The following is a 25,107-nucleotide window of genomic DNA, read 5'->3' as shown; positions in this document are numbered from 1 at the left end:
CCTCACCGCTTCCGCAGCAGGAACGGGCCGATGGCGAGCGCGTCCAGCCCGAGCCGCGCGTAGGCGCTCAGCGCGTCGGCCGGCGAGTTGACCAGCGGTTCCTCGTTGCCGTTGAAGGACGTGTTGAGCAGGAGGGAAGCCCCGCTGCGCTCCCCGACGCGGCGCAACAGCTCGTGGTAGAGCGGCTGCTCGGCCGCCTCGACGGTCTGCGCGCGCGTCGTTCCGTCGACGTGGTCGACGGCCTCGAAACGCGCACGGGCCTCGGGGCGCAGGGGGACGGTGGTGACCATGTAGGGCAGTGGGACGGGGGTCTCCAGATATGCCGGTGCCTCCTCGGACGTGACGCTCGGTGCCAGTGGCCGCCACCACTCGCGCCGCTTGATGCGGAGGTTGAGGCGGTCCCGGGTCTCGCGCGCGCCCGGGTCCGCGAGGATGCTCCGCTGCCCGAGCGCCCGCGGGCCCGCCTCGGCCCTCCCCTGGAACCAGCCGACGGTGCGGCCGTCCGCGATGAGGTCCGCGACGGCGGAGGGCAGGTCGCCCGGCTCGTCGAAGCGCAGTCCGCCGGCCGTCACGACGTCCCGTACCGCGCCGGGGGAGAACTCCGGGCCCCAGGCGAGGTGGGCGCCCATCGGCACGCCGGGGTGTCCGCCCTCCGCGCACAGGTGGAGCGCTGCGCCGAGGGCCACTCCCGCGTCCCCGGCCAGGGGCTGGACGAACACCCGGCGCAGCGCCGGGTGGTGCAGCAGCCGCCCGTTGAGCGTGGCGTTCAGGGCGACGCCGCCCGCCACATGAAGCGTCTCCTCTCCCGTGAGCCGCACCACGCTGTCGACGAAGCCGGACACGAGGTGCTCGATCGCCGCCTGCGCGGTCGCGGCGATGTCCGCGTAGTCGAAGGGGTCACGGTCGGGAACGCTGCTGAACCGGGCCGTACGGGAGTCCCAGCGGCGCCGCAGCGTGTTCGGGGGCAGTGGACATGTCCGCTCCAGGTGCGCCAGCCAGCCGTCGATGACCTCTTCGCTGTCGTCGATGTTCCGGCGCGACATCAGATCCGCGGGCAGATGCGCCACCGCGAAGTCACTTTCCATGGCGAACGATCCGAATGAGGCGTCGCCGGTTCTGCCGTAGGCGGCCAGCCCCATCGTCTTGCCGGCCTGGTCCGGGCCCAGGCCGATATAGCGGCCGACCGCGTCATAGAAATAGCCGAGGGACCATGCAGGGGGAAACGAATCGATGACGGATATCTTGCCCCGCTCTCCGATGGCCAGGCTGGTGCTTTCGCGCTCGCCCTGCCCGTCGACGACGAGGATGGCCGCCCGCTTGTCCCTGCTCAGATGAAAGACGCTGGCGGCGTGCGCCACATGGTGCGGTACGAAGACGAGCTGCGGGTCCCGCCGCCGGGGCAGTTCCCGGGCGGGCAGCAACAGTTCCAGCGCCGTGCGGTCGGTGAAGGGGTAGGGGATGCCGCGGTCGCGGTACAGGAGGGGCACGTCCCAGCCGAAGGCGACGGCGTCCACGTCGTCGAGGGTGATGCCCGCCCGGTCCAGACAGAAGGCCGCCGCGTGCACCGGCGCCGCTCCATAGGCATGCTTGCGGCGCGTGAATCGCTCCTCTTCGGCAAGCGCTATCAGGCGGCCGTCCTCGACCAGACAGGCGCTTGCGTCGTGTCCCCGTCCAGGCCATCCGTTCAATCCGAGCACACGCATGGTGACCTCCGTGAATCAGTGATGGATGACGTGCGAGTGGTGCGCTGCCAAGCGCCTGTCCCGGGGAAATAAACACGGGAGCCCTGCCCTCTCAGGAGTATCACGGAGTGACAGGTGTTGACAGTGCACAGTCACCTTTGTAACGTCTCATTCCTGTCCCGCCATAAAGCTGAGCAAGACTGCCCCCCCACCATGAGCTGAGCAAAAGGCTCCAGCAGGTACGTCAGCCGGAGAGACGGGAGAACCAGTGCGGAAGGTCACGGGCCCAACCCTTCGCACCAACGGGGTTCGCACACCGGAAAAGCTGAGAATCGGACCGGAAGCGGCTGCGCGCAGAACCTTTCTGGAGCTGCCGCCGGATTTACCACTGGAAAGCTGGCAGCGAGTCGGACGCCAGCTTTTTCTCATATCCGACTCATCCTCGTGGTGGATCGGAGACTGGATCGTCTTCGGCAAGCACATGTTTCCCGACCGGTACCGGCAGGCTATCGCGGAAACCCAGCTCGACTACCAGACCCTCCGCAACTACGCCTGGGTCGCCTCCCGTTTCCCGGTGACCCGTCGGCGTGACACTCTGAGCTTCGCGCACCACCTCGAAGTGGCCGGAATCCCGGACCCGGAGCAACAGGATCTGTGGTTACGGAAGGCGGAACAGGGCAACTGGTCGAGAAACAAGCTGAGGATGGAACTGCGCAAGCACCGGAAGTACACGGAGGAGCCGGACGCCCGCACCTCCAAGGCCGTCGTCGAGATACTGGTTTCGGAGATCCGGAAGGCTCAGTGGGAGAACGCGGCCCGCGATGAGGGCATGGAGCTGGTGAACTGGATAACCTCGGTCCTCGACGGCGCGGCCAGCGTCGATTCCGTGCCGTAACGGTGAACCTCCGGCCGGCAGTGCACAACGCCCTCGCTGAGCACACAGGGAGTTCGCAGTGGGAGTCCGCAGTGGCTGAATCCGACGCGTCATCCAGGTTCCGGCGCGACGGGTATCTACAGGTTCCCGGCCAGATACCGGAGCACGAACTGACCGCTCTCCGTGCCGAAGCCGACCGGCTGATCAACCTGGCCGTCAACGTGCAGATAGCGACCGGCAGACCCGGCGGGCGGCTGGAAGCGGTATGGCGCGACAACCGGCTCTTCGCGCGCATGATGCAGCCCGTGATCGATCTTTCGCCGCCGTTCCTGCGCAGTACAAGCGATGCCCGCGTCCTCGCTCCGCTGCGCCGGCTCATGGGGGACGAGCCCCGGTTCGCCCATGACAAGCTGCTGTACAAACAGCTCCTTCCCGGCGGCGAGGACATCAGGACCGCCATGTTCCCCCGCGATTACGACGAAGGCTTCGTGATGCACACCGATGCCGGGTGGTACACAGCGGAGGACAACTATCCGCCCACCGCCGTCACTTGCGCGGTGTTCCTCGACGACTCTTCCGGCCGGGGCGCGCTTTCCGTTCTCCCAGGAAGCCACACACAGAGTTTTCCCTGCGTCCGCGGCGGCGACATAGAGGAGGGCAGCGTCGATCCCCGGGATCTGGTCGAGATCAATGGGGCAGCGGGTGATCTGCTCTTCTTCCACAGCCGTCTCGTGCACGCCTCCGGCAAGAACGACAGCGGGCTCCCCCGGCGCATCTTCATGTCCACTTACTGCCCGGCCCGGGATTTCACAGGCGATCCGGACCGCCGCAGCCGCCGAAAGCGCGAACCCGCGCAGCACGTCGAGGCGGAGTACCGAGAACTGGTCGCCTCCGGCTCGTACACGGATGCGGAGCATCTGATCTCCAGCCAGTAGCTGGTGTTTCCCCGGCGAGGAGTCACAGCATGTCGCAGACCTCAGAAAAAAAGCCGGTCAGATCCCTCGGCATCTGGCTTCTCTATCCGCTCCTGCTGAGCGCGGTCTACGAACTGACCAACGCACACTGGCACATCGCACCGGCCGACCACAGGGTCGACATCAAGATCTACCGGGCAGCGGTGGACAAGTTCCTCGACGGAACGAATCCCTATCCCTTCGAAGAGTGGGGAACCTCGTTCACCTACCCGCCCTTCGCCCTGCTGCTGCTCGTTCCGCTGACGCTGGCCTCGCTCGCGGTGACTTCCTTTCTGTGGACCGCGCTGGGGATCGCGGCCATGCAGGGGGTGGTCTATCGCGTCCTGCGGACCACGGGAGCTCCTTATCCGCTCCGCATCACCCTGGTCGCCACTCCGCTTCTGCTGCTGTACTACCCCGTCGATCTCAATCTGCACTGGGGCAATCTGAGCATTCTCCTGATGGCGCTCGTGGTATTCGATCTCAAGGCACCCGATACGGCCCGCTACAAAGGCGTCCTGCTGGGCGCGGCCATCGGAATCAAGCTGTTCCCCGGCATTTTCGTCCTGCACTACGTGGTCACCCGCAGATGGCGGGCCGCGGGTGTGTCCCTGGCGACGGCCGTCGCCACCATGGGCGTCGGGTGGATCGTCATGCCCGGTTACGCCACGTACTACTGGAAGCGCGTGCTCGACGTCGACCGCATCATCCCGGCGGGATGGCTGCCGAACGAGTCCCTGCGGGCCACCCTGGAACGGGCCTTCCACTCCGACGGCATCGGTGCGCTGCTCGTGGTCTCCACCGTCGTCCTCGCAGCCCTGGTGATCGCCACGTCGGTCATGGCCTGCCGGCTGGGCGAGGAGGACATCGGCATCGCCGTCATCGCGCTCGCCGCCGTGCTCTTCTCGCCGGTCTCCTGGCACCATTACTGGGTCTGGACGATACCGGTGACGATCATCATCTGCGGCGTGGCGGCACGCTGGCGCAGTGCGTTTCTCTGGATCAGCGCGGGTGTGGCCACAGCCGTCATCGCGGCACGGGTCAACATGTGGTTCCTGCCCGACCCGCCCTTCGACGCCATGAAACTCTCGGCTTTCGAGGCGTTCACCACGAGCATCGTCACCTACGTGGGCGTCTGCCTTGTCGTCGCCCTCTTCGCCACTGTCTGCCTGCGCCACCGTTCCGGTCTCACGCAGGACAGGGCGGATTCTCCCGCGCCCGTCGCCACGCGCGACGAGGTGCGGTCGGAGAAATAGCTCAACGCGGAGTCCATGCAAGGTACCCGGGTCGTCCCGTGCACTGGAGGATTCATGAGTTCTTCACCGTTGTCCGACGCCATGGCCGACTCCGCCGCCACGGACGCACCGGATATCGCACGCGCCGTCGTGGTGGGCGCGGGGCCCGCCGGTCTGACGGCGGCGTGGAAGTTATGCGAAATGGACGAGAAGCCCCTGGTGCTCGAAGCCGACGGGGAAGTGGGCGGGCTGAGCAGAACCGTCGAACGCGAGGGGTGGCGGTTCGACATCGGGGGGCATCGCTTCTACACCAGACTGCCGCAGATAGAAGACCTGTGGGAGGAGTTCCTGCCGCCCGGCGAGTTCCTGACCCGAACGCGCAAGAGCCGCATCTTCTACGAGGGCAGCTTCTTCGACTACCCGCTGGCGCCCATGAACGCACTGCGGGGCCTCGGTTTCTGGGAGGCCGTCCGGTGCATTGCCTCGTACGCCAGGGCCCGCCTGTCCCGCCGGGGAGAGGCGGCGTCCTTTGAAGACTGGGTCGTGGCGAGATTCGGGCGCCGGCTGTACGACATCTTCTTCAAGACCTACACCGAGAAGGTCTGGGGCATTCCCGGGAGCGCGATCGGCGCGGACTGGGCGGCGCAGCGCATCGGAACGCTGTCGCTGGGGAACGCCATCCTGGACGCCCTCCAGATCAGACGTTCGTCCGCCAAGTCCCTGACGAAGACCTTCAAGTACCCGAGGCTGGGCCCCGGCATGATGTGGGAGAACGTCGCGGGCATGGTGCGGGAGAAGGGAGGAAGCGTCCTTCTCGAAGCACCCGTCTCGCGGATTCACCACGAGAACGGGAGGGTCACCTCCGTTCTCTACGATTCCGGCGGCGAGCCGGTCACCCAGGCCGTCTCCAGCGCGATCTCGACCATCCCGCTCACCGCACTGATAGCAGCACTCGATCCGCCGCCCGACGACCGGGTGCTCTCGGCGGCGCGCGGTCTCCGCTACCGCGACTTCCTGACCGTCGCCATCGTGCTGAAGGCGAAGCCGTCCTTTGACGACAACTGGATCTACATCCATTCGCGTGACGTGAAGGTGGGACGCATTCAGAACTACGAGGCGTGGTCGGCCGACATGGTCAGGGACGGCACCTCGTGTCTGGGGCTCGAATACTTCGTCACCGTGGGAGACGAGCTGTGGAACAGTTCCGACGCGTCGCTGGGCGCGCTGGCGTCACGGGAGATCGTGCAGCTCGGTCTGGCCTCGGAGAAGGAGATCAGCCACACCTACGTCGTCAGGATGCGCAACGCCTACCCGGTCTACGACGAGACGTACCGCGAGAACCTGAAGGTGGTGCGGGACTGGCTCACCGGAAACTGCCGGAACCTCCAGACCGTGGGCCGCAACGGCCTGCACCGCTACAACAACCAGGACCACTCCATGCACACGGCCCTGCTCGGGGTCGAGAACCTGCTGGGCATCGATCAGCACGATCTGTGGGACGAGTCCGAGGATTCCGGATACCTGGAACAGCCATCCGCGCCGGCCCGCACCACGGCGGAGAAGCGTACGCGCCGCTGACGGTGACGGGCGAAAAGGTGCGGGGCGTCGAGCCGGAGAAGCGGACCGTCCCCGGGCTGAGGTCCGAGATGCGGGACTACACCGTCGTCGGCGCGCTCGGCTATCTCGGAAACCTGGCGATCTTCAACGCGACCCGCTGGACGGGACTCGGTGTCATCTGGGCGAGTCTGCTGTCCTCTTCCGTCATCATGCTGCTGACCTATCTGGGACACCGCCACATCACGTTCCGCCGCCGGAGAGCGCGGTGGCGCATCGGGGAAGCCGCCGCTTTCCTGCTCGTCAGTTGTCTGGGGCTCGTGATCGAGAACGTCTGCGTCTTCGTCTCGCACTACGTTCTCGGCTTCACCTCGCCGCTGGCCGACAACATCGCCAAGAACATCGTCGGCGTGGCGCTGGGCACCTGTTTCCGATTCGTGGCGTACCGGCAGATCGTGTTCAGAAGGCGTGCGCGGAAGCTGCCCGCTTGAGGAAGAGAGGGAAAGAGGGAGAGGGATCACGTGGGAGCCGTGAGAAGGCTGTTGACCCCTTCTCAAGGACTGCTGGGAATCGCGATCGCGCTGGCGCTCCAGAACAGCGCCATGAACCTCGTCACCGTCTTCGTGCCCCTCCTGCTCCTCCAGAACGGAGCCGGATTCACCGAGGTCTGCCTGTTCTACATCTTCTACAACTCCGTCGGGCTGCTGCTCGACTGGCCGGTCGCGAGATGGGTGCGGTCGCGGGGCGCCCGTCCCGCGCTGATCACCGGGTTCGTGTTCTCCGGCCTGCATCTGGTGCTGCTGCGCGTCTTCACGCTGACGCACGCGCCGACGGCGATTCTCGGCGCCGCACTCGCGCTGGCGGGTGCGAACACCTGCGTATGGACCGCACAGCACCTCCACCTGGCCAGGGCCCTCGACCTGAACCGCAGGGGCAAGGACCTGGTGCTGATGGACACCATGGTGCGGGTCACGAACCTCCTGGCCCCGGCGGCCGGGGCGCTCATGGCGGTGCTCGGCGGGGACGGTCTGCTGCTGGGGGCTGCGGCCTCACTGACGCTGCTGGCCGTGGTTCCCGTCTGGCGACTCGACCGCGCCCAGTTGGCCCGTACACCGGAGAGCGGTCCGCACGCCCCGGAACGGCCGGGCGCCGTGCCTCTCCGCGACATGGCGGCGAGCGCGGGGTTCGCCGTCCACAACTCGATCAACGTGACCGCCTGGCCGCTGTATCTGGCGGTCGTGTACCAGGGCTTCGCGGAGGTGGGAGGACTGAGCAGCGCCGCTGCCGTGGTGTCGTTCCTCGTGGTGATGCTCGCCGGTGGCCGTCTGGACCGGGGGCGGTCCTCCCGGGTCCTCCTCGAAGGGACACTCCTGTGCGGCGCCTTCCACGCGGCCAGGGTGTTCGCCGACGGCCCCGTCGCCATCGCGGGGGTCACCGCGGGCTCACGGGCGGCGGCCAGTTACCAGCGGATCGCCTGGGGCGGCATCTACTACGGGCATGCGCAGCGGCTCGGCTTCCGCTATGTCGTCCGCCTCGAACTGAGCGACGACGCGGGCGGCCTCCTCGTCTGGCTGGTGCTGCTCGCCGGGTGGCTGGCGTCCGGCAGTCAGCACGTCGCGCTCGTCCTGGTCTTCCTGCTGGGTGCTCTCGGCGCCCTGTGCGTTCTCGCGATCACCAAGGACCCGGCCGGTTCGCGCCAGAAGTGACGGTGCCGTCTCACCGGTGCGGTCCCGCCTCTGCGGGCCCCGCCTCTGCGGTCCCGGCGCGTCCGGTCCCGGCGCGGTCACCGCCTTGGGACGTCGCGACCCGCGATGGCGCGGACGACGGCCGCCACACCCGCGCGGTCGGTGGGCCGGGTGTCGACGGAGTTGTGGATGGAGAAGCCTTCGACCAGCGCGTCGAGGGCACGGGCCGTCAAGGGATCGAAGTGCCGGGCCAGCGACTCCCGGCTCGCGCGCATCCAGGACCGCATGACCTCGCGGAGTTCGGGGTGCCGTGCGGCGAAGGCGTACAGCTCGTAGCTGAGCAGCAGGTTGCGGTCGGTGCCCCAGACCTTGCCGCAGATGATCTCCACCACGGCGTCCTGCGCCTCTTCGGGAGTCCTGGCCTCCTCCAGCAGGGCCCCGTAGCGCGAGGACACGGACTCGGCGAGCCGGGTGAACGCCTCGGTGAGCAGGTGCTGCATGTCGTCGAAGTAGTAGGTGAGCGAGCCGAGGGGCACCCCGGCCGCCTCGGCGATCCTGCGGAAGGTCACCTTGATGGCGCCGTGCTCGGCGATGACGTCGAGCGTCGCCTCCAGGATCCGTTCCCTTCGCCGCGGGTCGTTGGGGCCGCGGGTGCTGCCTGTCATCGCCGTCGTCCGCTCTCTCTTGTCCGGGGCTTCTCGGGCGCTCATTGAATATGTACATTTGTGCATACTCAAGCGATGGCCCAGACCTGTCGCCTGCCGACCATTCTTCCGGACTCCCGCGGAGCCTCCCCTTGACAGACCGAACCGTGCGACGGCGCCGTCGAGCCCTGTTCCTGTTCTTCTTCCTGCCCGGCATCGCCATGTCGTCCTGGATCACGCGTACTCCGGACATCCGCGATCAACTGGGCGCGTCCACCGCGCAGATGGGGCTGGTCCTCTTCGGCCTGTCCCTCGGCTCCATGGGCGGCATCCTGTGTTCCGGCCGCCTCGTGGCCAGGTTCGGCACCAGGCCGGTGATCGGACTCGGCACCCTCGCGATCATCGTGGGCATGGCCGTCATCGGCGTCGGCGCGACCGTCCCGTCCCCGATTCTGGTCGCCGCCGGGCTGGCCCTGTTCGGCGCGGGCATGGGGTCGGGCGAGGTGGCGCTGAACCTGGACGGTGCCGACGTGGAGCGCGTATCCGGGACGGCGGTGCTGCCCGCGATGCACGGCTGCTTCAGCCTGGGCACGGTCGTCGGAGGCTCGCTCGGGATGGCCGCCACCGCCGCGGCGTTCCCCGTCCACTGGCATCTGGCCATGGTCACGGTCGTCGCCGCGGGGATCCTGCCGTACGCCCTGCGCGACGTTCCCTCCGGCATCGGGGCCCGCGGCGCACCGGGGGCCGCAGCCGCGGCGCGGCACCCCGGGCCGCCGGTGTGGAAGGACGGCAGGCTCTTGCTGATCGGGGGCGTCATCCTGGCCATGGCGCTCGCCGAGGGCGCCGCGAACGACTGGCTGCCGCTGCTCATGGTCGACGGCCACGGCCTGGGCGCAGCGGCCGGTTCGCTCGTCTACGTGGGGTTCGCCGCGGTGATGACGCTGGGACGGTTCTGCGGCACGTTCTTCCTCAACCGGTTCGGCCGCGCCGTCGTCGTACGCGCGAGTGCCGTCTCCGCCACCGTGGGGCTGCTGCTGGTCATCTTCTCCGACAACGCCGTCGTGGCCGCGTGCGCCGTGCTGTTCTGGGGGCTCGGCGCCTCCCTGGGTTTCCCCGTGGCGCTGTCGGCGGCGGGCGACTCGGGCCCCGATCAGGCCGCCCGCGTCAGCCTCGTGGCCACGATCGGATACATCGCCTTCCTGGTGGGGCCGCCGACCCTCGGTTTCCTGGGCGACCACTACGGGCTGCGCCCGGCGATGACGGTGGTCCTGGTGTTCGTCGCGACGGCCGTCTTCCTGGCTCCCGCCACGGGCACCCGCGCACGTGCCACGACGGCCGCGCGCAACGAGTCGTCGCGGTCCGGGTCCGAGCCGTCGGACACGCGCGGGGCGGAGCGGCCCTGACGAGGCCGCTCACGGCAGGTTCCGGGGGTGCGCGCATCGCCGCGACGACGGGTCCGGGGCGTTCGGCGTTCAGCGCCCCGCCCCGTGGCCCGACGCCCGACGCCCGACGCCCGACGCCCGGCGCCCGGCCGTGCGCTCATGCCGCGCCGGTGGACTCGCGCGTGATCAGCGTGTACGGGGCCGTGACGTGCCGGGCGGGGGCGTGGGCCAGGCGTCCGTAGATGCGGTCGGCGAGCAGTTGCAGGGCGCTGGTGGCGATGTGGCTCTTGTCCGGGGAGATGGTGGTGAGGCTGGGAGTGGCGTAGCGGCCGTCCTCGATGTCGTCGAATCCGGCCACGGCGATGTCCTCGGGGACGCGTAGCCCGGCCTGCCGGATGGCGCGGACCGCACCGAGCGCCAGTTCGTCGGTGAAGCAGAACACCGCGTCGGGCACCTGCGGGGCCTGGAGCAGTTGCCGCATGGCCCGGTATCCCTCCTCCCGGTGGAGGGAGGCCACTGCCAGCTCGTGCTCCGGGTGGTGAGCGGCACCGGCGTCGTCGAGCGCGGCGCGGAAGCCGGTCAGGCGCAACTCGGCCGTCTTGTTGTGCAGTTGGGGCTGGACCCCGATGGCGGCGAGCCTGCGGGCGCCGCGCGCCAGCAGATGCGCCGTGATCTCGCGGGCCGCGGCGATGTTGTCGATGGCGACGTGGTCCAGGGCGCCCTGAGCGTCCTGCTCCCCCAGGGTGACCACGGGGGTGGCGCCCGCCGTGGCCGCCACGTCCTGCGGGCTGAGCATCCAGGGGCAGATGATGAGCCCGTCCAGGGCGTGGCCGCCCTCCCCGCACAGCAGTTGGCGCTCCCGGTCGGCGCGGCCCTGTGTCTGGTCGATGAGCAAGGTCCAGCCGCGTTCCTGTGCGGCGTCGGCGACCAGTCCGGCCAGCTCGGCGAAGTACGGCGAGCCGATCTCCGGGATGGCCAGTCCGATCAGTCCTGTGCGGCCCTGGCGGAGCTGCCGTGCGGCGAGGTTGGGCTGGTAGCCCAGCTCCCGCACCGCGGCCAGGACGCGCTCCCGGGTGGCCGGGGCCACCGGTGCGGAGTTGTTGACCACGTTGGAGACCGTGCGCGGGGAGACGCCCGCGCGTGCCGCCACGTCCTTCAGCTTCGCTGCCACCTTGAAGGCCCCATTTCCTCCCCGTTCCTCCCCGCACACGGCGCCGGAGCCGGTCCTCCGGACCCGCCGTCCGATCCTCCCACGCCCCGAGCCGCTTCCCAGAAAGACCGGCCCACACTATTGCCACGTTGCAATCCACGTGGAAAAACTGTCCTGGAGCAATCCCCGCCGCGAAGAAGCGCAGAGGCGAAGAAGCGAAGCAGCGAAGCAGCGAAGCAGCGAAGATCCGAAGAGGAGCACGAACGGCCATGGCTACATCCGCGTCCCCGGACCCCACGCCCGTCGAGATCGGCACGGCGGTCCGCGAGCTCTACACCGAGGGCATCACCGCCCGGAAGGGAGCCTTCACCACCGCGTTCGCCGACACCATGCGGGAGGACATCGACACGGCGTTCCAGGAGGCGCTGGCCCGTCCCGGTGGCGCCGTCGGCCGGGGTCCGAACCGCTACTACGTCGAGATCCACCCCGAGCAGCTCCGCGGCTTCGAGGAGCTGACGGAACACCCGTGGATCCGTTCCGTCTGCGAGTCCGTTCTCGGCCCGGACTACCAGTTCGTGGAGCTGGGCTTCGACGTCCCGCTGGAGGGTGCGGTCAACCAGCCCTGGCACCGCGACTTCCCCTCCCCCGGGGAGACCCGCCACCGGCACCGGCTCACCTCGCTCGCCTTCAACCTCACGGCGGTGGACACCGCCGAGGACATGGGCCCCTTCGAGATCGCCCCCGGGACCCAGTGGGAGCACGGCGACGGCTTCGAGCACGAGATGTTTCCGCCGCGCGAGGACTACCCCCGCTACGCGGAGCGCGCGGTGCGCAAGTACCCGCGGCGCGGCGACGTCTCAGCGCGCTCGGCGCTGACCATCCACCGGGGCACCACGAACCACTCCCCGCACCCCAGGCCGGTGCTGATCCTGGGCGCCGACGCACCCGGAGCGGGTAACGACGGGCAGCACGACATGGCCGTCTCCCGGCGCCGGTGGGAGGCCCTGCCCGAGCGGCTGCGGCGTCATCTGCGGTGCCGCGTGGTCGACGTGCTGGAGCCGGTCGAGCAGCAGCACACCATCGAGGGCCTGGTCATGGGCGACGCCTGACGCCTGACTCCCGCCTGTCACAACACCGGCCCGGCACCCGGCACCCGTTGCCGGGCCACCTCCCCGCCCCGTCTCTCCCCGTCTCTCCCCGCCCCCCCTCCCCCGCCCCGGCACCGAAGGACCCTCCGTGAACCTGCCCGCTCCGGCCGACAACGCCGTCGTCCCGCGCCCCGGGCGCCCCCGGCAGCCCGCGCTTCTCTACGCCGTAGCCGGGATCTCCGCGCTCGGCGGGCTCCTCTTCGGCTACGACACCGGCATCATCTCCAGCGCCCTGCTCGACCTGGCCAAGGACCTCGAACTGTCCACCCGGGAGCGGGAGATCGTCGTCAGCGCCATCCTCGTGGGCGCGATGATCGGCGCCCCGGTCTCCGGCGTGCTCAGCGCACGCCACGGGCGACGCCCTGTGATCGTCGTGGTGGCCGTCGTGTTCGCGGGCGGCTCGCTCGCCTCGGCCGCCGCCGACTCCATGTCCGCGCTGGTGGCCGCGCGGCTGCTGCTCGGCCTCGCCGTCGGCGGGGCCTCCAACACCGTCCCCGTCTACATAGCGGAGACCGCGCCGCCCGCCCTGCGTGGCCGCCTCATCGTCCTCTTCCAACTCATGGTCGCGCTCGGCCAGTTGCTCTCCTATCTCGTCGGCTACGCCCTCGCGGGACCGGGCGGCTGGCGCTGGATGTTCGGTCTCGCCGCGCTGCCGGCGCTCGTCCTCATGGCCGGGATGCTGCCGCTGCCCGAGAGCCCCCGGTGGCTGGTGGAGCGGGGCCGGCACGGGGTGGCGGAGCGGGAGCTGTCCCGGCTCCGCGGGCCCGCGCACGACGTGGCCGCCGAGGTCGAGGAGATCACCTCGCTCTGCCGGGAGGGCGACCGCGCGCCGCGCGGCCTGCGCGCCACGCTGCGTGCCCTGCGCTCGCCCTGGGTACGGCCCGCCCTCCTCGTCGCCCTGGGCATCGCCGCGTTCTCCCAGCTCACCGGCATCAACGCCATGGTCTACTACGCGCCCACACTGCTCTCCGAGGCGGGGTTCGGGGACTCGGTCGCGCTGCTCGCCGGAGTCGGGATCGGCCTCATGCTCGTCCTGGCGGGCGTGACGGGCGCGGTCAGCGTGGACAAGGTCGGCCGCCGCCGTCTGCTGCTGTGGCTCCTGCCCGCCTCCGGCGCCGCGATGGCCGTCATGGGCGTGGCGTTCCTCTCCGGCGGAGGATCGGCCGTGCAGCGCTGGACGGTGGTGGGCGCCCTCTTCGCGTACATCTTCTTCAACGGCGCGAGCATGCAGGCGGTGGTGTGGCTGATCGCCCCCGAGGTCCTGCCGCTCGCCGTGCGCGGCCCGGCGACGAGCACCGCGACGGCGACCCTGTGGGGTTTCGACCTGCTGATCGCGGTCACGGCCCTGACCTCCGTCCAGGTCTTCGGGCTGACCCCGACGCTGCTGTGCTACGCCGCCATGAACGGGCTGTGCTGGGTCTTCGTCCTGCGGCGCGTGCCGGAGACACGCGGGCGCACCCTGGAGGACATCGAGCAGGGGTTGCGGGCAGGCGTCCTGCGCGGCAACACCCGTCAGCCCCAGTGAAGGCCGCCGCTCCCGGCACCAGCACCAGCGCAGGAACCGGCACCGGCACCGGCACCGGCACGACCACACGCGCATACGCATGCGCCATCGTCCGGGCACCTTCACCCGCAACTCCCTGCATGCGTACGGTCATCGGGCGCACACTGAGAGCATGCACTCGCCAGAGGAGAACGTTCCCGCCTACCGCACGATTCGCGTGGCCGCGTCCGAGGACCCCGAGGCGGCACTCGCCGAGGAGGAGGCGCACCTGGCCCGGGAGCGCTACCCGCACTTCATGGGCCTCGGCCCGGTGTTCGGCGTGGCGCACGAGCGGGAGGCGGGCGGCTGGAGCCTGCACGGCTACTTCTCCAACGCCTACCCGCAGCAGGCCCGCGAGACGCTCGGCTCCCATCTGCGCCGCCTCGCCCACCAGGCCGAGGAGGCAGGCGACGAGGCGGCGCGCGAGGAACTCCAGCGCGCGGGGGAACGGCCGGACTGGGAGACGGTGGACGAGATGACCGTGCGCGGCGTCCGCTACCGCGTCGTGCGCGCCGAGCAGGTCATCCGCTCCGGCCCGGACGGCCCCGAGCCCCCTCGTCGCTCCGACCCGGATCCGGCCGAGCCGGGCGAGGCGCGAAAGCTGCCCGACCCGACCGAGGGGTTCGTCATCGACCCCATCTTGCCGACGGGGATGGCCGAGGGCCTCCTCAAAGTGGATCTGCTGCGCCTCGGCCACCTGGCCGACGCCGATCCGGAAGCACAGCGCGACGCGGAGGCCGCCCGCCACAGCCACCCCGGCGGGGCGCTGCTGCCCACCACGTACTGCTTCGCCGAGGAGGAGGGCAGCCGCTGGCGGCCCCGGATGAGTCATTCGTCCACTCCGCAGGACGCGCGCGACGGGCTCGCCTACTCCCTGCGCGTCCTCGACCCGGTGATGGAGAACCTGGACGAGACCCAGCGCGCCGTGTACCGCCAGGCCGCGGACCGGCTGGACGAGGAGCGCCCCTCGGACTTCCGGTTCGCCGGACGGCACCTGCGGGTCGTGCGCGTGGAGCGGTTCGTACGGATCGGCCCGGACGGCCCGGAGGGCCCCCGCCCGTCGGATCCGGACCCCTACCCGCCCGTGCACATCCACGACCAGCAGCTACGCGAGCGCGGAGAGCTGCCGGAGGACGACGACGAGGACGCGGAACCGGAACTGACAGCGGAAGCCAGGGCATGGCACGAGGAACTGCACCGGCTGAGCATGCGCGAGAAGGAGCGCCAGGAGCAGCGCGAACGGGAACGGGAGCGGGGGCGGGAACAGTCCCGGCAGTCGCGTACGGGTGCGGAGCACGACGCCTCCCCTCGACGTGACGGTAGCCAGCACCCTTCGTCGGGCCCTGAACACGACGAGCCCGACGAAGGGTGACGCCCGGTCCCGGCCGCGATCTCCTCACGGCCGCGGTCTGACGCTGCGTGCGTGGAGGCACCGCCGGTGACGGCTCACACGAGTTGGCAGATATATTTCGTAGCTCGATATATAGTCGACGTGTGACGAGACAGAAGCCGTCCTTGACGGAACCGCAGTACTTCATCCTTGCCGCGCTCATGGACAGGCCGTTGCACGGTTACGGCATCATCAAGGCTGCCGAGCAGGCCACCGACGGGCGGCTCCGGATCGCTGTCGGCACCCTCTACGGCGCGCTGGAGCGGATGGAACGGACCGGACTGGTGGCCACCGACCATGAGGAGATCGTGGACGGGCGGGCGCGGCGCTACTACAGGCTCACCGAGGACGGCACCGCGATGCTCAGCCGGGAGGCCCTGCGGATGCAGCAGGCGGCGGCCGTCGTCATCGGACGCTCACGGAATGCCGGAGCGGCCCCGGCATGAACCGTCTGCTGCTTGCGGCCTATCCCGAGCCCCACCGTTCCCGGCATGGAGAGGAGTTGCTGGCCTGCCTGGCCGAGGCGTATCCCGGCCGCTCCTGGCCCCCGCCGCGGGAAGTTGCCGCTTTGGCGCGTGCCGGTGTGCAGGCCCGAGCCCGTGCCGTCGTCGACGACACGGCCCGGCCGTGGTGGCTGGACGGCATCCATCTGGCCGCTCTGGCCCTCGCCGCGCTGGCGCTGGTTCCGTACCTACAGGACGTGTGGCACTGGGCACTGCGCATCGACCCCGGACAGCACGCCATCGCCTTCCGCTTCTCCGGCTGGTACCCGTGGGCCGAAGGTCCCACGCGGATACGGCTGCTGCCCTACGGGCTGCTCCCGCTGGGCTGCTTGATCGCTCTGCTGCGTGGCAGACCGTGGATCGCGCTGCCGGCCGCGGCGGCCATGATCTGGGCCGGCGCCACGTCCCACGGCCGCACCCTCTTCGGCGACGAGGGAAAGGCGGGGCTGAGCTACTACGGTCTTGGCGCTCCGATAACGGCTCGTGATCTGGTGCTCGCGGGGACACTGTGCGCCGCGTGCGCCGTGCTGACGGCCTGCCGTCCCAGCCGGCTGCGGCGCCGCTCGTACCGCTGGCTGATCCCCGTCGTGTTCGCCATGTACGTGGCCGGGGGCCTGCACATCATCTCCGTCAGTCCAACCTTCCAACGCGGACTGTTCGCCCTCGAAGTCGCCGCGCTGATCGCCGCGTGGGTGGCGACGACCTCCACCGGGGACTACCGGTGGCTGATCCCCGTCGCGGCGGTCGCGTTCATCCGCACACAGGCGATCGTGATCCAGCCGCAGGGGTTCATGCAGTCCTTTCCTGACCTGGTCGTCCTCGTCCTCCTGATCGCCCCCCTCCCGGTCCTGGCGATCACCGCCCAGCGCCGACGGGGGCAGGCACTCGCCGGATAGGAGCGGACCCCCGGTGGGCCGACCGAGCCCGGCGGCCCACGTCGTACCGCAAGACGTGCGTGACCGAACTCCCCCCAACGGAAGAAACAGAGCGATGACTCAGCACGATTCTCCGGCCCTGCCCGCGCACCGTCCGGGTGCCTCAAGGCAGGCCCCCGAGGCCCCCGGCGACACCGGCCCGTCGCGTACGACACGGCCGTGGATGCCGGCCCTGCTGTACACCCTGGGGTTCCTGACGGTCTATCTGCTCGCCGTCTGCACCCCGTGGGGGCAACGAGCTGAGAACGCCCTGTTCGGTCTCGGCAAACAGGGCGGCGAAGAAGCATGGATCTACCCCCTGTCAGGATCGGCCTACGGCTCGACGCCCCTGCCGCCGATGGAATTGAGCGCCGAGCCCACCGTGATGGCGGGCCTGGCCGTCATCGTGGTCCTCACCCTGGTGCGACGGTGCTGGCGGCAGGGGTGCGCGGCGCTGGGGGTCGTCGTTCTCACGGTCGGCGGCAAGGAGGTGTTCAAATCGGCCATGCCCCGCCCCGATCTGGTGGGCGCGCCCGAGAATCTCCTTGATCAGGGTTTTCCCAGCGGGCACACGGCCATCCCCGCCGCGCTGACTCTCGCCGCCGTCCTCGTGGTTTCCCCCCGCATCCGCCCCTACGTGGCCACGGCCGGTGTGCTGTGGCTCGCCTGCATCGCCGCCGCCACCGCGACCATGGGCGGCCACCGGCCCAGCGAAGTGCTGGGAGCCACACTGTTGGCCTGTGCCTGTTACGGCCTCGCAACCTGGCTGCTGCCGCCGGCCGCCGCGTCGGGCGCCACGTGGAGCCCCCGTGCGCTGCCCGTCAGCACTCTGACGCTGGCACTGGGCGTCGCCCTCGTTTCCGGCGCTCGGAGCGACACCCTCACAAGGTCACTGGTCTCCGCGGCGACGGCCTTCATATGTGCGACCCTGGTCTGGTACGCCACAGTCGGGCGGCCCGCACACACCGCACGCCGCACACGCCCCACACTGGGCTGACCACCCGGCAGGCTTCGGGCGGGAACCGGGCGCATCCTGGCGAAGCGGCGGTCCGACGCCACCGTAGAGGCACTGGTCCGGCCGGTGACGGGCTTCATGCCCGGGGTGCCGCCGGTGTCGCCAGTGCGCGGGGCAGGAAGTCGCGGATGTGGCCGACCGCCGTCTCCAGGTGGCTTTCGAGCAGGAAGTGGCCGCCTCCGGGCACCAGATGGATCTCGGCGTCCGGCAGGTCCCGCGCGAAGGCGCGCGCGCCTTCGGGGCCGAAGATCAGGTCCTCGGCTCCCCACACGGCCAGGAGCGGGACGCGGCTCTGCCGGAAGTACGTGTGCACCTTCGGGTACAGGGGCGGGTTGGTGGCGTAGTCGCGGAAGAGGGCGAGCTGTGCGAGGTCGTTGCCGGGGCGGCTGATGTCGCGGTGGTCGAGCGTCCAGGTGTCGGGGTCGACCAGTTCGGGGCGGTCCACCCCGTGCAGGTACTGCCAGCGGATGGCGTCCAGGCCGAGAGCGGCGCGTACCCCCGGCTCCGTCCCGGGCCCCGGGTCCTGGGCGTAGGCCCACACGGGTGCCCAGAACTCCGGGACGAAGCCGTCCTCGTAGGCGTTGCCGTTCTGGGTGATCACGGCGGTGACCGCCTCCGGGGTGCGCAGCGCGAGCCGCCATCCGATGGGGGCGCCGTAGTCCTGCACGTATATGGCGTAGCGGTCGATGCCGAGTTCGGTCAGGAGTGCCTCGGTGATGTCGGTGAGGGCGTCGAACGTGTACGGGAACGTGTCGGCGGGCGGGGTGTCGGAGTGGCCGAAGCCGAGGTGGTCGGGGGCGATGACGCGGTACGAGTCGGCGAGCCTCGGGATCAGGCGGCGGAACATGCGCGAGCTGGTGGGGAAGCCGTGCAGGAGCAGCAGCGTCGGCGCGTCGCGGGGACCGGCCTCGCGGTAGAAGACGCGGTGTCCCCGCACGGTGGCGTACCGGTGGCAGACCTCGGCCATGACTAACCCTCTCAATCCTCTTTGGTGGTTACCCGTGTCCTCATTGGGCCCGATCCGAGGTAACCTGTCAAGTCGAACAAGAGGGTTAGACGGGGAGGTGGGTGGACGTGATCGACGAGCAGGCGCTGCTCGAAGCACTGAACAGCACCCCGGTGGTGGACGGCCGGCCGCAGGACCTGTGGGCCGACGACGCCGCGCTGCGGCGGTGGGCACGGAAGCACGGCGGCGCGGACGACGCACCGGCGCTCGACTGGCTGCGGACGGCCAGGGGCGCGCTGCAAACCGCCACGCACGGCCCCGTCCCCGAGGCGGATCTCCAGCGGATCCTCACCGGCGCCCACCGGGTCCCCGAGGCCGCCGCGTCGGAACTGCGGTGGCGGCTGTGCGGGCCGCCCGAGCGGATGCTCGCGGTGGAGCTGGTACTCGCCTGGTACGACGTCCAGGAACGCAGGCCCGGCCGGCTGCGCCCCTGCGGCAACGACGAGTGCCGCCTCTTCCTCCTGGACCGCAGCCGCGCCAACACCGCCCGCTGGTGCTCGATGAAGACCTGCGGCAACCGCTTGAAGGCCCGCCGCCACCAGGAGCGCGCCCGCCAGGAGCCGGGGGCCTGACGGAAGCCGGGAGTCCGGCTGGAACCGGGGGCCCGGCAGGAACCGGGGGTCCGGCAGGAACCGGCAGCGCCGCGCGCTGAGCGGCCCCTACTCGGACAGGGTCCACTCCGGTACCCAGGTGCCGCTGCCGGGGCGGCCCGGATACGCGGCGGTGAGGTGGCGGCGCAGGGCGGTCAGGGAGGGGTGCGGGTTGTGGGTGCGCCAGATCAGTGAGTGGGGGTAGAGCGGGGTCGGGTCACTGAGGGGGATGCGCCGCAGGTCGTGGCCGACGGGCCACACCAGGGGTGTCTGTTCGCTGACGAAGGTGGCCAGCGTCGTGGAGTTGGCGATGGTGTCGAGCAGGGGCTCGATGCCGAAGTCCGGGCCGACCGGGTCGATGACGAGGCCGAAGGCGGCGGCGAGTTCGTCGTAGTAGGCCGCCCACTCGGTGCCGGGCAGGTTGCCCGGCATCCAGATCCGTTGCCCGGCGAGCTGGGCGGGAGTGAGCGCGGAGGCGTTCGCGAACTCGTGCCGTGGTCCGGTGAACAGGTGCAGCGGTTCGTCGAAGACGGGGGTGGCCGTCACACCGTCGGGGAGCCGTCTGCCCGGCATGGTCACGGCGCGGAACGTCGCGTCGATCGTCCCGTCCCGGACGGCGGCGACGGCCGTGTCGGAGTCGTACAGCGTCACCACGTCCAGCTCGATCTCGGGGTGGGCGCGATGGAAGCCGCGCAGCAGCCCCGCCAGGGAGAGCTGGCGGCCGATCACGTCGACGCGCAGTGCCCGATGGCCCGGCCGCACGGACGCGAGGGCGCGCTCGGCGGAGTGGAGGAGGGTGCGGGCGTGGGGCAGGAACGCCTGCCCGTCGATGGTGAGCCGCGCGCCGCGCGCGTCACGGGTGAAGAGCTGGACACCGAGCTCCCTCTCCAGCGCGGCGACGCGCTTGGACACGGCCTGCGGCGTGATCGACAGACCGGCAGCCGCCTCCTGGAACTGTCCCGTGTCCACGACGGCGACAAAGGTGCGCACGGCCATGACATCCATGCGGCTCATCCTATGCGGACAACCAGACGTTGATCGTGGCGGTCGTGACCGTTGTTTGATTCCAGTGTGGTGCGGTCGCTTTCATGAGTCCGGTCAACTTCCGGTTGGCCACCCGTCGTGTTCGACGGGTGCCGTCCAGCGGCCGCCGCGGCCCGAGCGCCCCATCGCGAGGAACCCCCATGCCTGACACGCCTGACACACCCGATCAAGACCGTCTCTATGTCCGCACCCCCGAGTTCGCGCGGGTGGCCGAGCGGATCGAGCACGTGAACACGCTCACGTCACGGCTCAACGTCCTGCCCTTCGACGACAAGGCCGCCCGCGCGGCCCTGCTGTCCGAGATCGTCGGCAAGCCGGTCCCCGACTCCGTCACCGTCTACCCGCCCTTCTACACACACCACGGGCTCGGCATCGACTTCGGCGAGCACGTCTTCGTCAACCAGGGCTGCACCTTCATGGACCAGGGCGGCATCCGCCTGGGCGACGGAGTCCTGATCGGCCCGAAGACCAGCCTCATCTCCTCCGACCACCCCCTCATGGCGTCCGAGCGAAGCGAATTCATCACCCTGGCGCCCATCACGGTCGGGGCCGGTGCGTGGCTCGGCGCGGCGGTCACGGTGCTCCCCGGTGTCACGATCGGACGCGGTGCCGTGGTCGGCGCGGGGGCCGTCGTCACGAAGGACGTTCCCCCCGACACGCTGGTGACCGGACCGGCCGCGTTCACGCGCAAGCAGTGGGGGTCCGGCCGGCACTCCGGCTGAACAGGGCCGGTGCGGCTGGGGGCCGGTGCGGCTGGTGATTTCGCCGATGGCGCCCGCGCGACGTCGCACGAGTCTTGTCGGGTCAGGCACCCACATTCTCGTCAGGAGTGGTTCATGCGACGTCGTTCACCGCGCCGGCTTCTCGGCGTTCTCGCGGCCGTCTCGGTCGCGTTCACCAGTGGATGAGGTGCCCGCCCCGTCCCAGGGCGGGCACCTCACCGCGACGGCCACGCGCCAGCCGGGGCGGCACGGGGAGGCCCGGGGAGGCCCGGGGAGGTTCAGAGAGGTCCGGAGAGGTTCAGAAAGGTGTCGGAGGTTCGGAGAGGGAGCAAGGTCATGGTCATGCCGATAAGCTTGTGTGCTGTGTGAGGACTGTGCGAGGCCCGTTGCCGTCTTGACCAAACGGTGCGGGCAGTGCCGGTCGTCGCACTTCACCATTCGCGGCCCCCTTCCGCGGTGCTCACGGAGCACCGCTGACGCGATCATGGCCAGCCAGGGTTTTTCGCGCTGCCCGAAAAGCCCGGGACACCAGGGGGATCCGCATGCTCCGTATCCACTTCACCGATGCCGACCTGGCCAGGACCCGCATCGCGGCCGGGCCCGACCCGCTGTGGGAGACCTGCACGAGCCTGCACCGCTTCCAGTCCCGCCGCGGCCGCTGGGCCTTCGCGGACTGGTACCGCTCCGCCCGTACGCGGGTGCACGAAGCTCGCCTCGCCCGCACCCTGAGCACGGTGCTGTTACCTCTGGTCCCGCGCGCCGTCTACTTCCCCGACTTCCTCACCCCGCCCGAGGGCGCACACGGACTCGACGCGGGCCTGGAAGCCGTCCTGGCCACCCCGCGCCGCAGGGTACTGGACGAGGTGGGCCTCCTCGCCCGCACCAGCGGTGCCCCCGCCTGGGCGCCGCGCCTGGCCGAGCCGGGGCTGCGGAAGGAACTGGTGCAGGCGATGAGGGCGTACTACGAGACGGCCGTCGCACCGTGGAGCGAGCACGTCCAGGCACGCGTCGAAGCCGAACGCACGGCGCGCGCCCGCGCCGTGCTCGGGCACGGCATCGAGGGCCTCCTCCAGAACCTGGTCCCCGGGGTGCGATGGGAGCGCCCCGTACTGCACACCGCCTATCCCAGGGACCGCGACCTGTATCTGAACGGCCGCGGCCTGCTGCTGGTCCCGTCCTACTTCTGCTGGGCCACCCCCGTGACCTTCGGCGACACCACCCTGGACCCCGTCCTGATCTACCCCCTCAGCCACGAGCCCCAGCGCGGCGCGCTGCCCGAGCACCTGGACCACGGCGCGCCCCTGACGACGCTGCTCGGCCGCACCCGCGCCGGTGTCCTGCGTGCCGTCGCCTCCGGCGCCACCACCGGCGAACTCGCCCGCGCCATCGGCGTCTCCGCCTCCTCCGCGAGCCAGCACACCACAGCGCTGCGGAACACGGGCCTGATCACCAGCCACCGGCACGGCGCATCCGTCCTGCACACCCTCACTCCCCTCGGCGCCGCGCTGCTCCGCGCCAACACACCGGTCTCCAACTGACGGGCGGGGCTGGCGAGGTGGGGGCTGAGGGAGCCGGGGGAGGCAGGCGACGGCCCACCCCACGCGGGCGAACACGAGCGGGCAGGAGCCAACACGGGCGGAGGTGAACCGGTCGCCTACCGCGACCGTAGTGGTGTGCGTTACACGTACGGGGACGGGGACGGGGTGGCACCACTGGCGGGCCGAACCGGTCCGTCGCTCTCCCCGGGTGGCGAACGTCCGCGGGGGCAGGACGTCCGCGCTTCCCCACGTCCCCCTACCTCCTCACCCCACACACGAGGTGGCCATGCTCCGATCGGACAGACAACTCTTCTCCGCCGCCAGCACAGGACGCCCCCGCGTTCCGCGCGGCGGACTCATCACCTTCCTGGGCGTGCTGTGCGTGGCAGCCCTGATCACGACGCTCCTCACGGCCAACGGGTCGACCAGCGACCGCCAGTCGACGACAGCGGCGGCGGACACCCCGGCGGACGGGAAGAAGACCGTCGGATACTTCACCAACTGGAGTGCCTACCAGCGCAATTACCACGTCAAGGACATCGAGACCTCGGGCTCGGCTGACAAGCTCACCCACATCAACTACGCCTTCGGCAACGTCAAGGACGGCAAGTGCGCGGTGGGCGACTCCTACGCCGACTACGAGAAGACGTACACCGCCGAACAGAGCGTCGACGGCAAGGCCGACACCTGGGACCAGCCGCTGCGCGGCAACTTCAACCAGCTCCTCAAGCTCAAGGAGAAGCACCCCGATCTGAAGGTGCTGTGGTCCTTCGGCGGCTGGTCGTGGTCCAAGGGCTTCACTGAGGCGGCCAAGAACCCGGAGGCGTTCGCCGACTCCTGCGCCGGCCTCCTCAACGACTCCCGCTGGGCCGGTCTCTTCGACGGCATCGACATCGACTGGGAGTACCCCAACGCCTGCGGCCTGAGCTGCGACGACAGCGGCAAGGACGCCTTCGCGAACCTGATGAAGGCACTGCGCGCCAAGTTCGAGGACAAGCTGGTGACCGCGGCGGTCACCGGTGACGGCTCCAAGGACGGGAAGATGGAGGCCACGGACTACAAGGCCGCCTCGGAGTACGTCGACTGGTACCTGCCGATGACGTACGACTACTTCGGTGCCTTCGAGGCGCAGGGCCCCACAGCCCCGCACTCGCCGCTCCGCGAGTACGAGGGGATACCCAAGGAGGCGTTCGACGGTTCGACGGCCATCGCCAAGCTGGCGCTGATGGGTGTCCCCCTCGACAAGCTGCTTCTCGGGTTCGGCTTCTACGGCCGCGGCTGGACCGGTGTGACGCAGTCGGAGCCCGGCGGCAAGGCGACGGGCCCGGCGCCCGGCACGTACGAGCAGGGCATCGAGGACTACGAGGTGCTCAAGGACCGCTGCCCGGCCACCGGCAAGGTCGGTGACACCGCGTACGCACACTGCGGTGACGAGTGGTGGAGCTACGACACCCCGGAGACCATCGGCATCAAGAGCGACTGGGTCACGCAGAACAAGCTGGGCGGCTCCTTCCTCTGGGAGCTGAGCGGTGACACTCCCGACGGTGAGCTGATCAAGGCCATCAAGTAGCACGTACCGCACGTAGATCCGACGCGGTACGCCGCGCGTGAGGCCCCGACGGCACTGGGCGGATTCCCCGGGCGTCGGGGCCTCTGCGTGCCTCCGCTGCGGCGGTGGCCGTGGTTGTGGCTGTGGCTGTGGCTGTGGTCAGGTGGTGGCGTCCAGTGCGCTCTCCAACGCACTCCGCAGATACCCTCGCGCCTCGCCCATGTCGGCCTTGGACAGGAGGACGGGCAGGAACTCGGCGTCGGGATATCCCGCAGCGCCCACCTCGCGGGCCACCGCGAGCTGCGACCAGATGGCGATCATCATCTCGTTGCAGGCGCGGGCCTGGAGCAGCCCGCCGGACTCGTCCTCGTCGCGGGCGAAGATCTCCCGGGCCGAGATCCCGAGCCGGTGCCCGAGGGTGCGCAGGAACACCTCCCGCTTCTCCGACGTCAGTACCGCCTCGACCTGCTGCCGAATGTTCATTGCTCCATGTCCCAGAAGTCCTCGTCGCTCATCGGTTTGCCGCCGTAGGGATCGCGCGGGAGGGAGTCGACGTCACAGCCGCGTGAGCGCAGCACGGCGATCCTCGTGTTGCCGTTCATGATGGTCCCATCCGGCTTCACCTTCAGCGACTCGTCCGCGCCGGGCCGCAGGGAGAACAGGATGTCCTCGGTGTCCTGCTTATGCCAGAAGTCCAGCGAACTCTTGTCGAGCGAGCTGTCCGGGTGCAGGGACTTCAGCGGGGAACAGCTTTCGAGGCCGAGGGGGTCGATCTCGTAGTACGGGTTGTGGGCGTAGGTGTGGTGGTTGGGGGCGGGGTTGAGGCCGAGGGGGTCGGGGGTGAGGTAGCGGGCGGTTTCGGGGTCGTAGTAGCGGAAGTGGTTGTAGTGGAGGCCGGTTTCGGGGTCGTGGTATTGGCCGGGGAAGCGCAGGGGGCAGGTGACGGTGCCCGGGGTGGTGGGTGGGGCGGCGAGGGGGGTGCCCCA

General features: G+C 70.0%; 24 protein-coding genes. 17 read left to right on the top strand and 7 right to left on the bottom strand.

What is annotated here, in order from left to right:
• Nucleotides 1-2: 2 nt before the first annotated feature.
• Nucleotides 3-1,703, bottom strand: coding sequence for a carbamoyltransferase family protein (locus ACWGJ2_RS06915; protein WP_453344931.1), 1,701 nt, complete (start codon nt 1,701-1,703; stop codon nt 3-5).
• 247 nt (nt 1,704-1,950) lie between these two features.
• Here ACWGJ2_RS06915 and ACWGJ2_RS06910 point away from each other — a divergent pair, with 247 nt between their 5' ends.
• The 6 genes from ACWGJ2_RS06910 to ACWGJ2_RS06885 all read left to right on the top strand — a co-directional run bounded on the left by ACWGJ2_RS06910 (nt 1,951) and on the right by ACWGJ2_RS06885 (nt 8,004).
• The gene (locus ACWGJ2_RS06910) at nt 1,951-2,577 is read left to right on the top strand and encodes an LmbU family transcriptional regulator (protein WP_453344930.1); all 627 of its coding nucleotides are present in this window, start codon (nt 1,951-1,953) and stop codon (nt 2,575-2,577) included.
• Between the two features lie 71 nt (nt 2,578-2,648).
• A complete protein-coding gene (locus ACWGJ2_RS06905; protein WP_453344929.1) occupies nt 2,649-3,491 on the top strand; it encodes a phytanoyl-CoA dioxygenase family protein in 843 nt (280 codons plus the stop codon).
• A gap of 29 nt (nt 3,492-3,520) precedes the next feature.
• Nucleotides 3,521-4,765, top strand: a complete 1,245-nt coding sequence (locus ACWGJ2_RS06900) for a glycosyltransferase 87 family protein (protein WP_453344928.1) — start codon at nt 3,521-3,523, stop codon at nt 4,763-4,765.
• A 54-nt stretch (nt 4,766-4,819) separates the two neighbouring features.
• Nucleotides 4,820-6,322 (top strand): NAD(P)/FAD-dependent oxidoreductase, encoded by a 1,503-nt coding sequence (locus ACWGJ2_RS06895; protein ID WP_453344927.1) that lies wholly within the window; start codon nt 4,820-4,822, stop codon nt 6,320-6,322.
• Nucleotides 6,323-6,324: 2 nt separating this feature from the next.
• Nucleotides 6,325-6,789 carry a GtrA family protein gene (locus ACWGJ2_RS06890; protein WP_453344926.1) on the top strand — a complete coding sequence of 155 codons (465 nt, stop codon included), beginning with the start codon at nt 6,325-6,327 and terminating at the stop codon, nt 6,787-6,789.
• Between the two features lie 51 nt (nt 6,790-6,840).
• Entirely contained in the window at nt 6,841-8,004 is a 1,164-nt protein-coding gene (locus ACWGJ2_RS06885; protein ID WP_453344925.1) for an MFS transporter, read from the top strand.
• A 77-nt stretch (nt 8,005-8,081) separates the two neighbouring features.
• On the opposite strand, the gene ACWGJ2_RS06880 is transcribed toward ACWGJ2_RS06885, so the two are convergent.
• Nucleotides 8,082-8,648: a TetR/AcrR family transcriptional regulator gene (locus ACWGJ2_RS06880; protein WP_453344924.1), complete on the bottom strand. Its 567-nt coding sequence runs from the start codon at nt 8,646-8,648 to the stop codon at nt 8,082-8,084.
• Between the two features lie 131 nt (nt 8,649-8,779).
• Here ACWGJ2_RS06880 and ACWGJ2_RS06875 point away from each other — a divergent pair, with 131 nt between their 5' ends.
• A complete protein-coding gene (locus ACWGJ2_RS06875) occupies nt 8,780-10,030 on the top strand; it encodes an MFS transporter (protein ID WP_453344923.1) in 1,251 nt (416 codons plus the stop codon).
• A 136-nt stretch (nt 10,031-10,166) separates the two neighbouring features.
• Here ACWGJ2_RS06875 and ACWGJ2_RS06870 read toward each other — a convergent pair whose 3' ends face one another.
• The gene (locus tag ACWGJ2_RS06870) at nt 10,167-11,180 is read right to left on the bottom strand and encodes a LacI family DNA-binding transcriptional regulator (protein WP_453344922.1); all 1,014 of its coding nucleotides are present in this window, start codon (nt 11,178-11,180) and stop codon (nt 10,167-10,169) included.
• A 248-nt stretch (nt 11,181-11,428) separates the two neighbouring features.
• Between ACWGJ2_RS06870 and ACWGJ2_RS06865 the strand changes: the two genes are divergently transcribed.
• The 6 genes from ACWGJ2_RS06865 (at nt 11,429) to ACWGJ2_RS06840 (ending at nt 17,654) form a co-directional block, all read left to right on the top strand.
• A complete protein-coding gene (locus tag ACWGJ2_RS06865) occupies nt 11,429-12,268 on the top strand; it encodes a phytanoyl-CoA dioxygenase family protein (protein ID WP_453344921.1) in 840 nt (279 codons plus the stop codon).
• Nucleotides 12,269-12,395: 127 nt separating this feature from the next.
• On the top strand, nt 12,396-13,832 hold the full coding sequence (locus tag ACWGJ2_RS06860) for a sugar porter family MFS transporter (RefSeq protein ID WP_453344920.1): 1,437 nt from the start codon (nt 12,396-12,398) through the stop codon (nt 13,830-13,832).
• 151 nt (nt 13,833-13,983) lie between these two features.
• Nucleotides 13,984-15,222, top strand: a complete 1,239-nt coding sequence (locus ACWGJ2_RS06855; protein ID WP_453344919.1) for a DUF5954 family protein — start codon at nt 13,984-13,986, stop codon at nt 15,220-15,222.
• A gap of 122 nt (nt 15,223-15,344) precedes the next feature.
• Nucleotides 15,345-15,686 (top strand): PadR family transcriptional regulator, encoded by a 342-nt coding sequence (locus ACWGJ2_RS06850; RefSeq protein WP_453344918.1) that lies wholly within the window; start codon nt 15,345-15,347, stop codon nt 15,684-15,686.
• Entirely contained in the window at nt 15,683-16,639 is a 957-nt protein-coding gene (locus tag ACWGJ2_RS06845) for a hypothetical protein (RefSeq protein ID WP_453344917.1), read from the top strand. Before ACWGJ2_RS06850 ends, ACWGJ2_RS06845 begins: the two co-directional genes overlap by 4 nt.
• A 94-nt stretch (nt 16,640-16,733) precedes the next feature.
• Nucleotides 16,734-17,654, top strand: a complete 921-nt coding sequence (locus ACWGJ2_RS06840; RefSeq protein ID WP_453344916.1) for a phosphatase PAP2 family protein — start codon at nt 16,734-16,736, stop codon at nt 17,652-17,654.
• A gap of 94 nt (nt 17,655-17,748) precedes the next feature.
• Here ACWGJ2_RS06840 and ACWGJ2_RS06835 read toward each other — a convergent pair whose 3' ends face one another.
• Nucleotides 17,749-18,639: an alpha/beta fold hydrolase gene (locus ACWGJ2_RS06835; protein WP_453344915.1), complete on the bottom strand. Its 891-nt coding sequence runs from the start codon at nt 18,637-18,639 to the stop codon at nt 17,749-17,751.
• A 107-nt stretch (nt 18,640-18,746) separates the two neighbouring features.
• Between ACWGJ2_RS06835 and ACWGJ2_RS06830 the strand changes: the two genes are divergently transcribed.
• On the top strand, nt 18,747-19,250 hold the full coding sequence (locus ACWGJ2_RS06830; protein WP_453344914.1) for a CGNR zinc finger domain-containing protein: 504 nt from the start codon (nt 18,747-18,749) through the stop codon (nt 19,248-19,250).
• Nucleotides 19,251-19,337: 87 nt separating this feature from the next.
• Here the strand turns inward: ACWGJ2_RS06830 and ACWGJ2_RS06825 are convergent, their stop codons facing one another.
• Entirely contained in the window at nt 19,338-20,273 is a 936-nt protein-coding gene (locus ACWGJ2_RS06825) for a LysR family transcriptional regulator (protein WP_453344913.1), read from the bottom strand.
• Between the two features lie 179 nt (nt 20,274-20,452).
• On the opposite strand from ACWGJ2_RS06825, the gene ACWGJ2_RS06820 reads away from it, so the two are divergent.
• The 3 genes from ACWGJ2_RS06820 to ACWGJ2_RS06810 all read left to right on the top strand — a co-directional run bounded on the left by ACWGJ2_RS06820 (nt 20,453) and on the right by ACWGJ2_RS06810 (nt 24,142).
• Nucleotides 20,453-21,034, top strand: coding sequence for a DapH/DapD/GlmU-related protein (locus ACWGJ2_RS06820; protein ID WP_453344912.1), 582 nt, complete (start codon nt 20,453-20,455; stop codon nt 21,032-21,034).
• Between the two features lie 542 nt (nt 21,035-21,576).
• The gene (locus ACWGJ2_RS06815; protein ID WP_453344911.1) at nt 21,577-22,572 is read left to right on the top strand and encodes an ArsR/SmtB family transcription factor; all 996 of its coding nucleotides are present in this window, start codon (nt 21,577-21,579) and stop codon (nt 22,570-22,572) included.
• Nucleotides 22,573-22,858: 286 nt separating this feature from the next.
• On the top strand, nt 22,859-24,142 hold the full coding sequence (locus ACWGJ2_RS06810) for a glycoside hydrolase family 18 protein (protein ID WP_453344910.1): 1,284 nt from the start codon (nt 22,859-22,861) through the stop codon (nt 24,140-24,142).
• A 138-nt stretch (nt 24,143-24,280) separates the two neighbouring features.
• Here ACWGJ2_RS06810 and ACWGJ2_RS06805 read toward each other — a convergent pair whose 3' ends face one another.
• Both ACWGJ2_RS06805 and ACWGJ2_RS06800 read right to left on the bottom strand, forming a co-directional pair.
• Nucleotides 24,281-24,604, bottom strand: coding sequence for a hypothetical protein (locus ACWGJ2_RS06805; RefSeq protein WP_453344909.1), 324 nt, complete (start codon nt 24,602-24,604; stop codon nt 24,281-24,283).
• Nucleotides 24,601-25,107 (bottom strand): RHS repeat-associated core domain-containing protein (locus ACWGJ2_RS06800; protein ID WP_453344908.1); only part of this gene is annotated, 507 nt, incomplete at its 5' end. The genes ACWGJ2_RS06805 and ACWGJ2_RS06800, both read right to left, overlap by 4 nt.

Source organism: Streptomyces sp. NPDC054796 (genome assembly GCF_053611545.1).
The sequence above is the reverse complement of the archived record's forward strand: the minus strand, read 5'-3'. Positions and strand labels throughout refer to the sequence as shown.

Excerpts from the sequence above, each read along its gene's own strand:
- ACWGJ2_RS06805 (WP_453344909.1), bottom strand. The coding sequence starts at position 24,604 with ATGAACATTCGGCAGCAGGTCGAGGCGGTACTGACGTCGGAGAAGCGG.
- ACWGJ2_RS06825 (WP_453344913.1), bottom strand. The coding sequence starts at position 20,273 with ATGGATGTCATGGCCGTGCGCACCTTTGTCGCCGTCGTGGACACGGGA.
- ACWGJ2_RS06915 (WP_453344931.1), bottom strand. The coding sequence starts at position 1,703 with ATGCGTGTGCTCGGATTGAACGGATGGCCTGGACGGGGACACGACGCA.
- ACWGJ2_RS06835 (WP_453344915.1), bottom strand. The coding sequence starts at position 18,639 with ATGGCCGAGGTCTGCCACCGGTACGCCACCGTGCGGGGACACCGCGTC.
- ACWGJ2_RS06880 (WP_453344924.1), bottom strand. The coding sequence starts at position 8,648 with ATGACAGGCAGCACCCGCGGCCCCAACGACCCGCGGCGAAGGGAACGG.
- ACWGJ2_RS06840 (WP_453344916.1), top strand. The coding sequence starts at position 16,734 with ATGACTCAGCACGATTCTCCGGCCCTGCCCGCGCACCGTCCGGGTGCC.
- ACWGJ2_RS06820 (WP_453344912.1), top strand. The coding sequence starts at position 20,453 with ATGCCTGACACGCCTGACACACCCGATCAAGACCGTCTCTATGTCCGC.
- ACWGJ2_RS06865 (WP_453344921.1), top strand. The coding sequence starts at position 11,429 with ATGGCTACATCCGCGTCCCCGGACCCCACGCCCGTCGAGATCGGCACG.
- ACWGJ2_RS06810 (WP_453344910.1), top strand. The coding sequence starts at position 22,859 with ATGCTCCGATCGGACAGACAACTCTTCTCCGCCGCCAGCACAGGACGC.
- ACWGJ2_RS06815 (WP_453344911.1), top strand. The coding sequence starts at position 21,577 with ATGCTCCGTATCCACTTCACCGATGCCGACCTGGCCAGGACCCGCATC.
- ACWGJ2_RS06855 (WP_453344919.1), top strand. The coding sequence starts at position 13,984 with ATGCACTCGCCAGAGGAGAACGTTCCCGCCTACCGCACGATTCGCGTG.
- ACWGJ2_RS06900 (WP_453344928.1), top strand. The coding sequence starts at position 3,521 with ATGTCGCAGACCTCAGAAAAAAAGCCGGTCAGATCCCTCGGCATCTGG.
- ACWGJ2_RS06895 (WP_453344927.1), top strand. The coding sequence starts at position 4,820 with ATGAGTTCTTCACCGTTGTCCGACGCCATGGCCGACTCCGCCGCCACG.
- ACWGJ2_RS06845 (WP_453344917.1), top strand. The coding sequence starts at position 15,683 with ATGAACCGTCTGCTGCTTGCGGCCTATCCCGAGCCCCACCGTTCCCGG.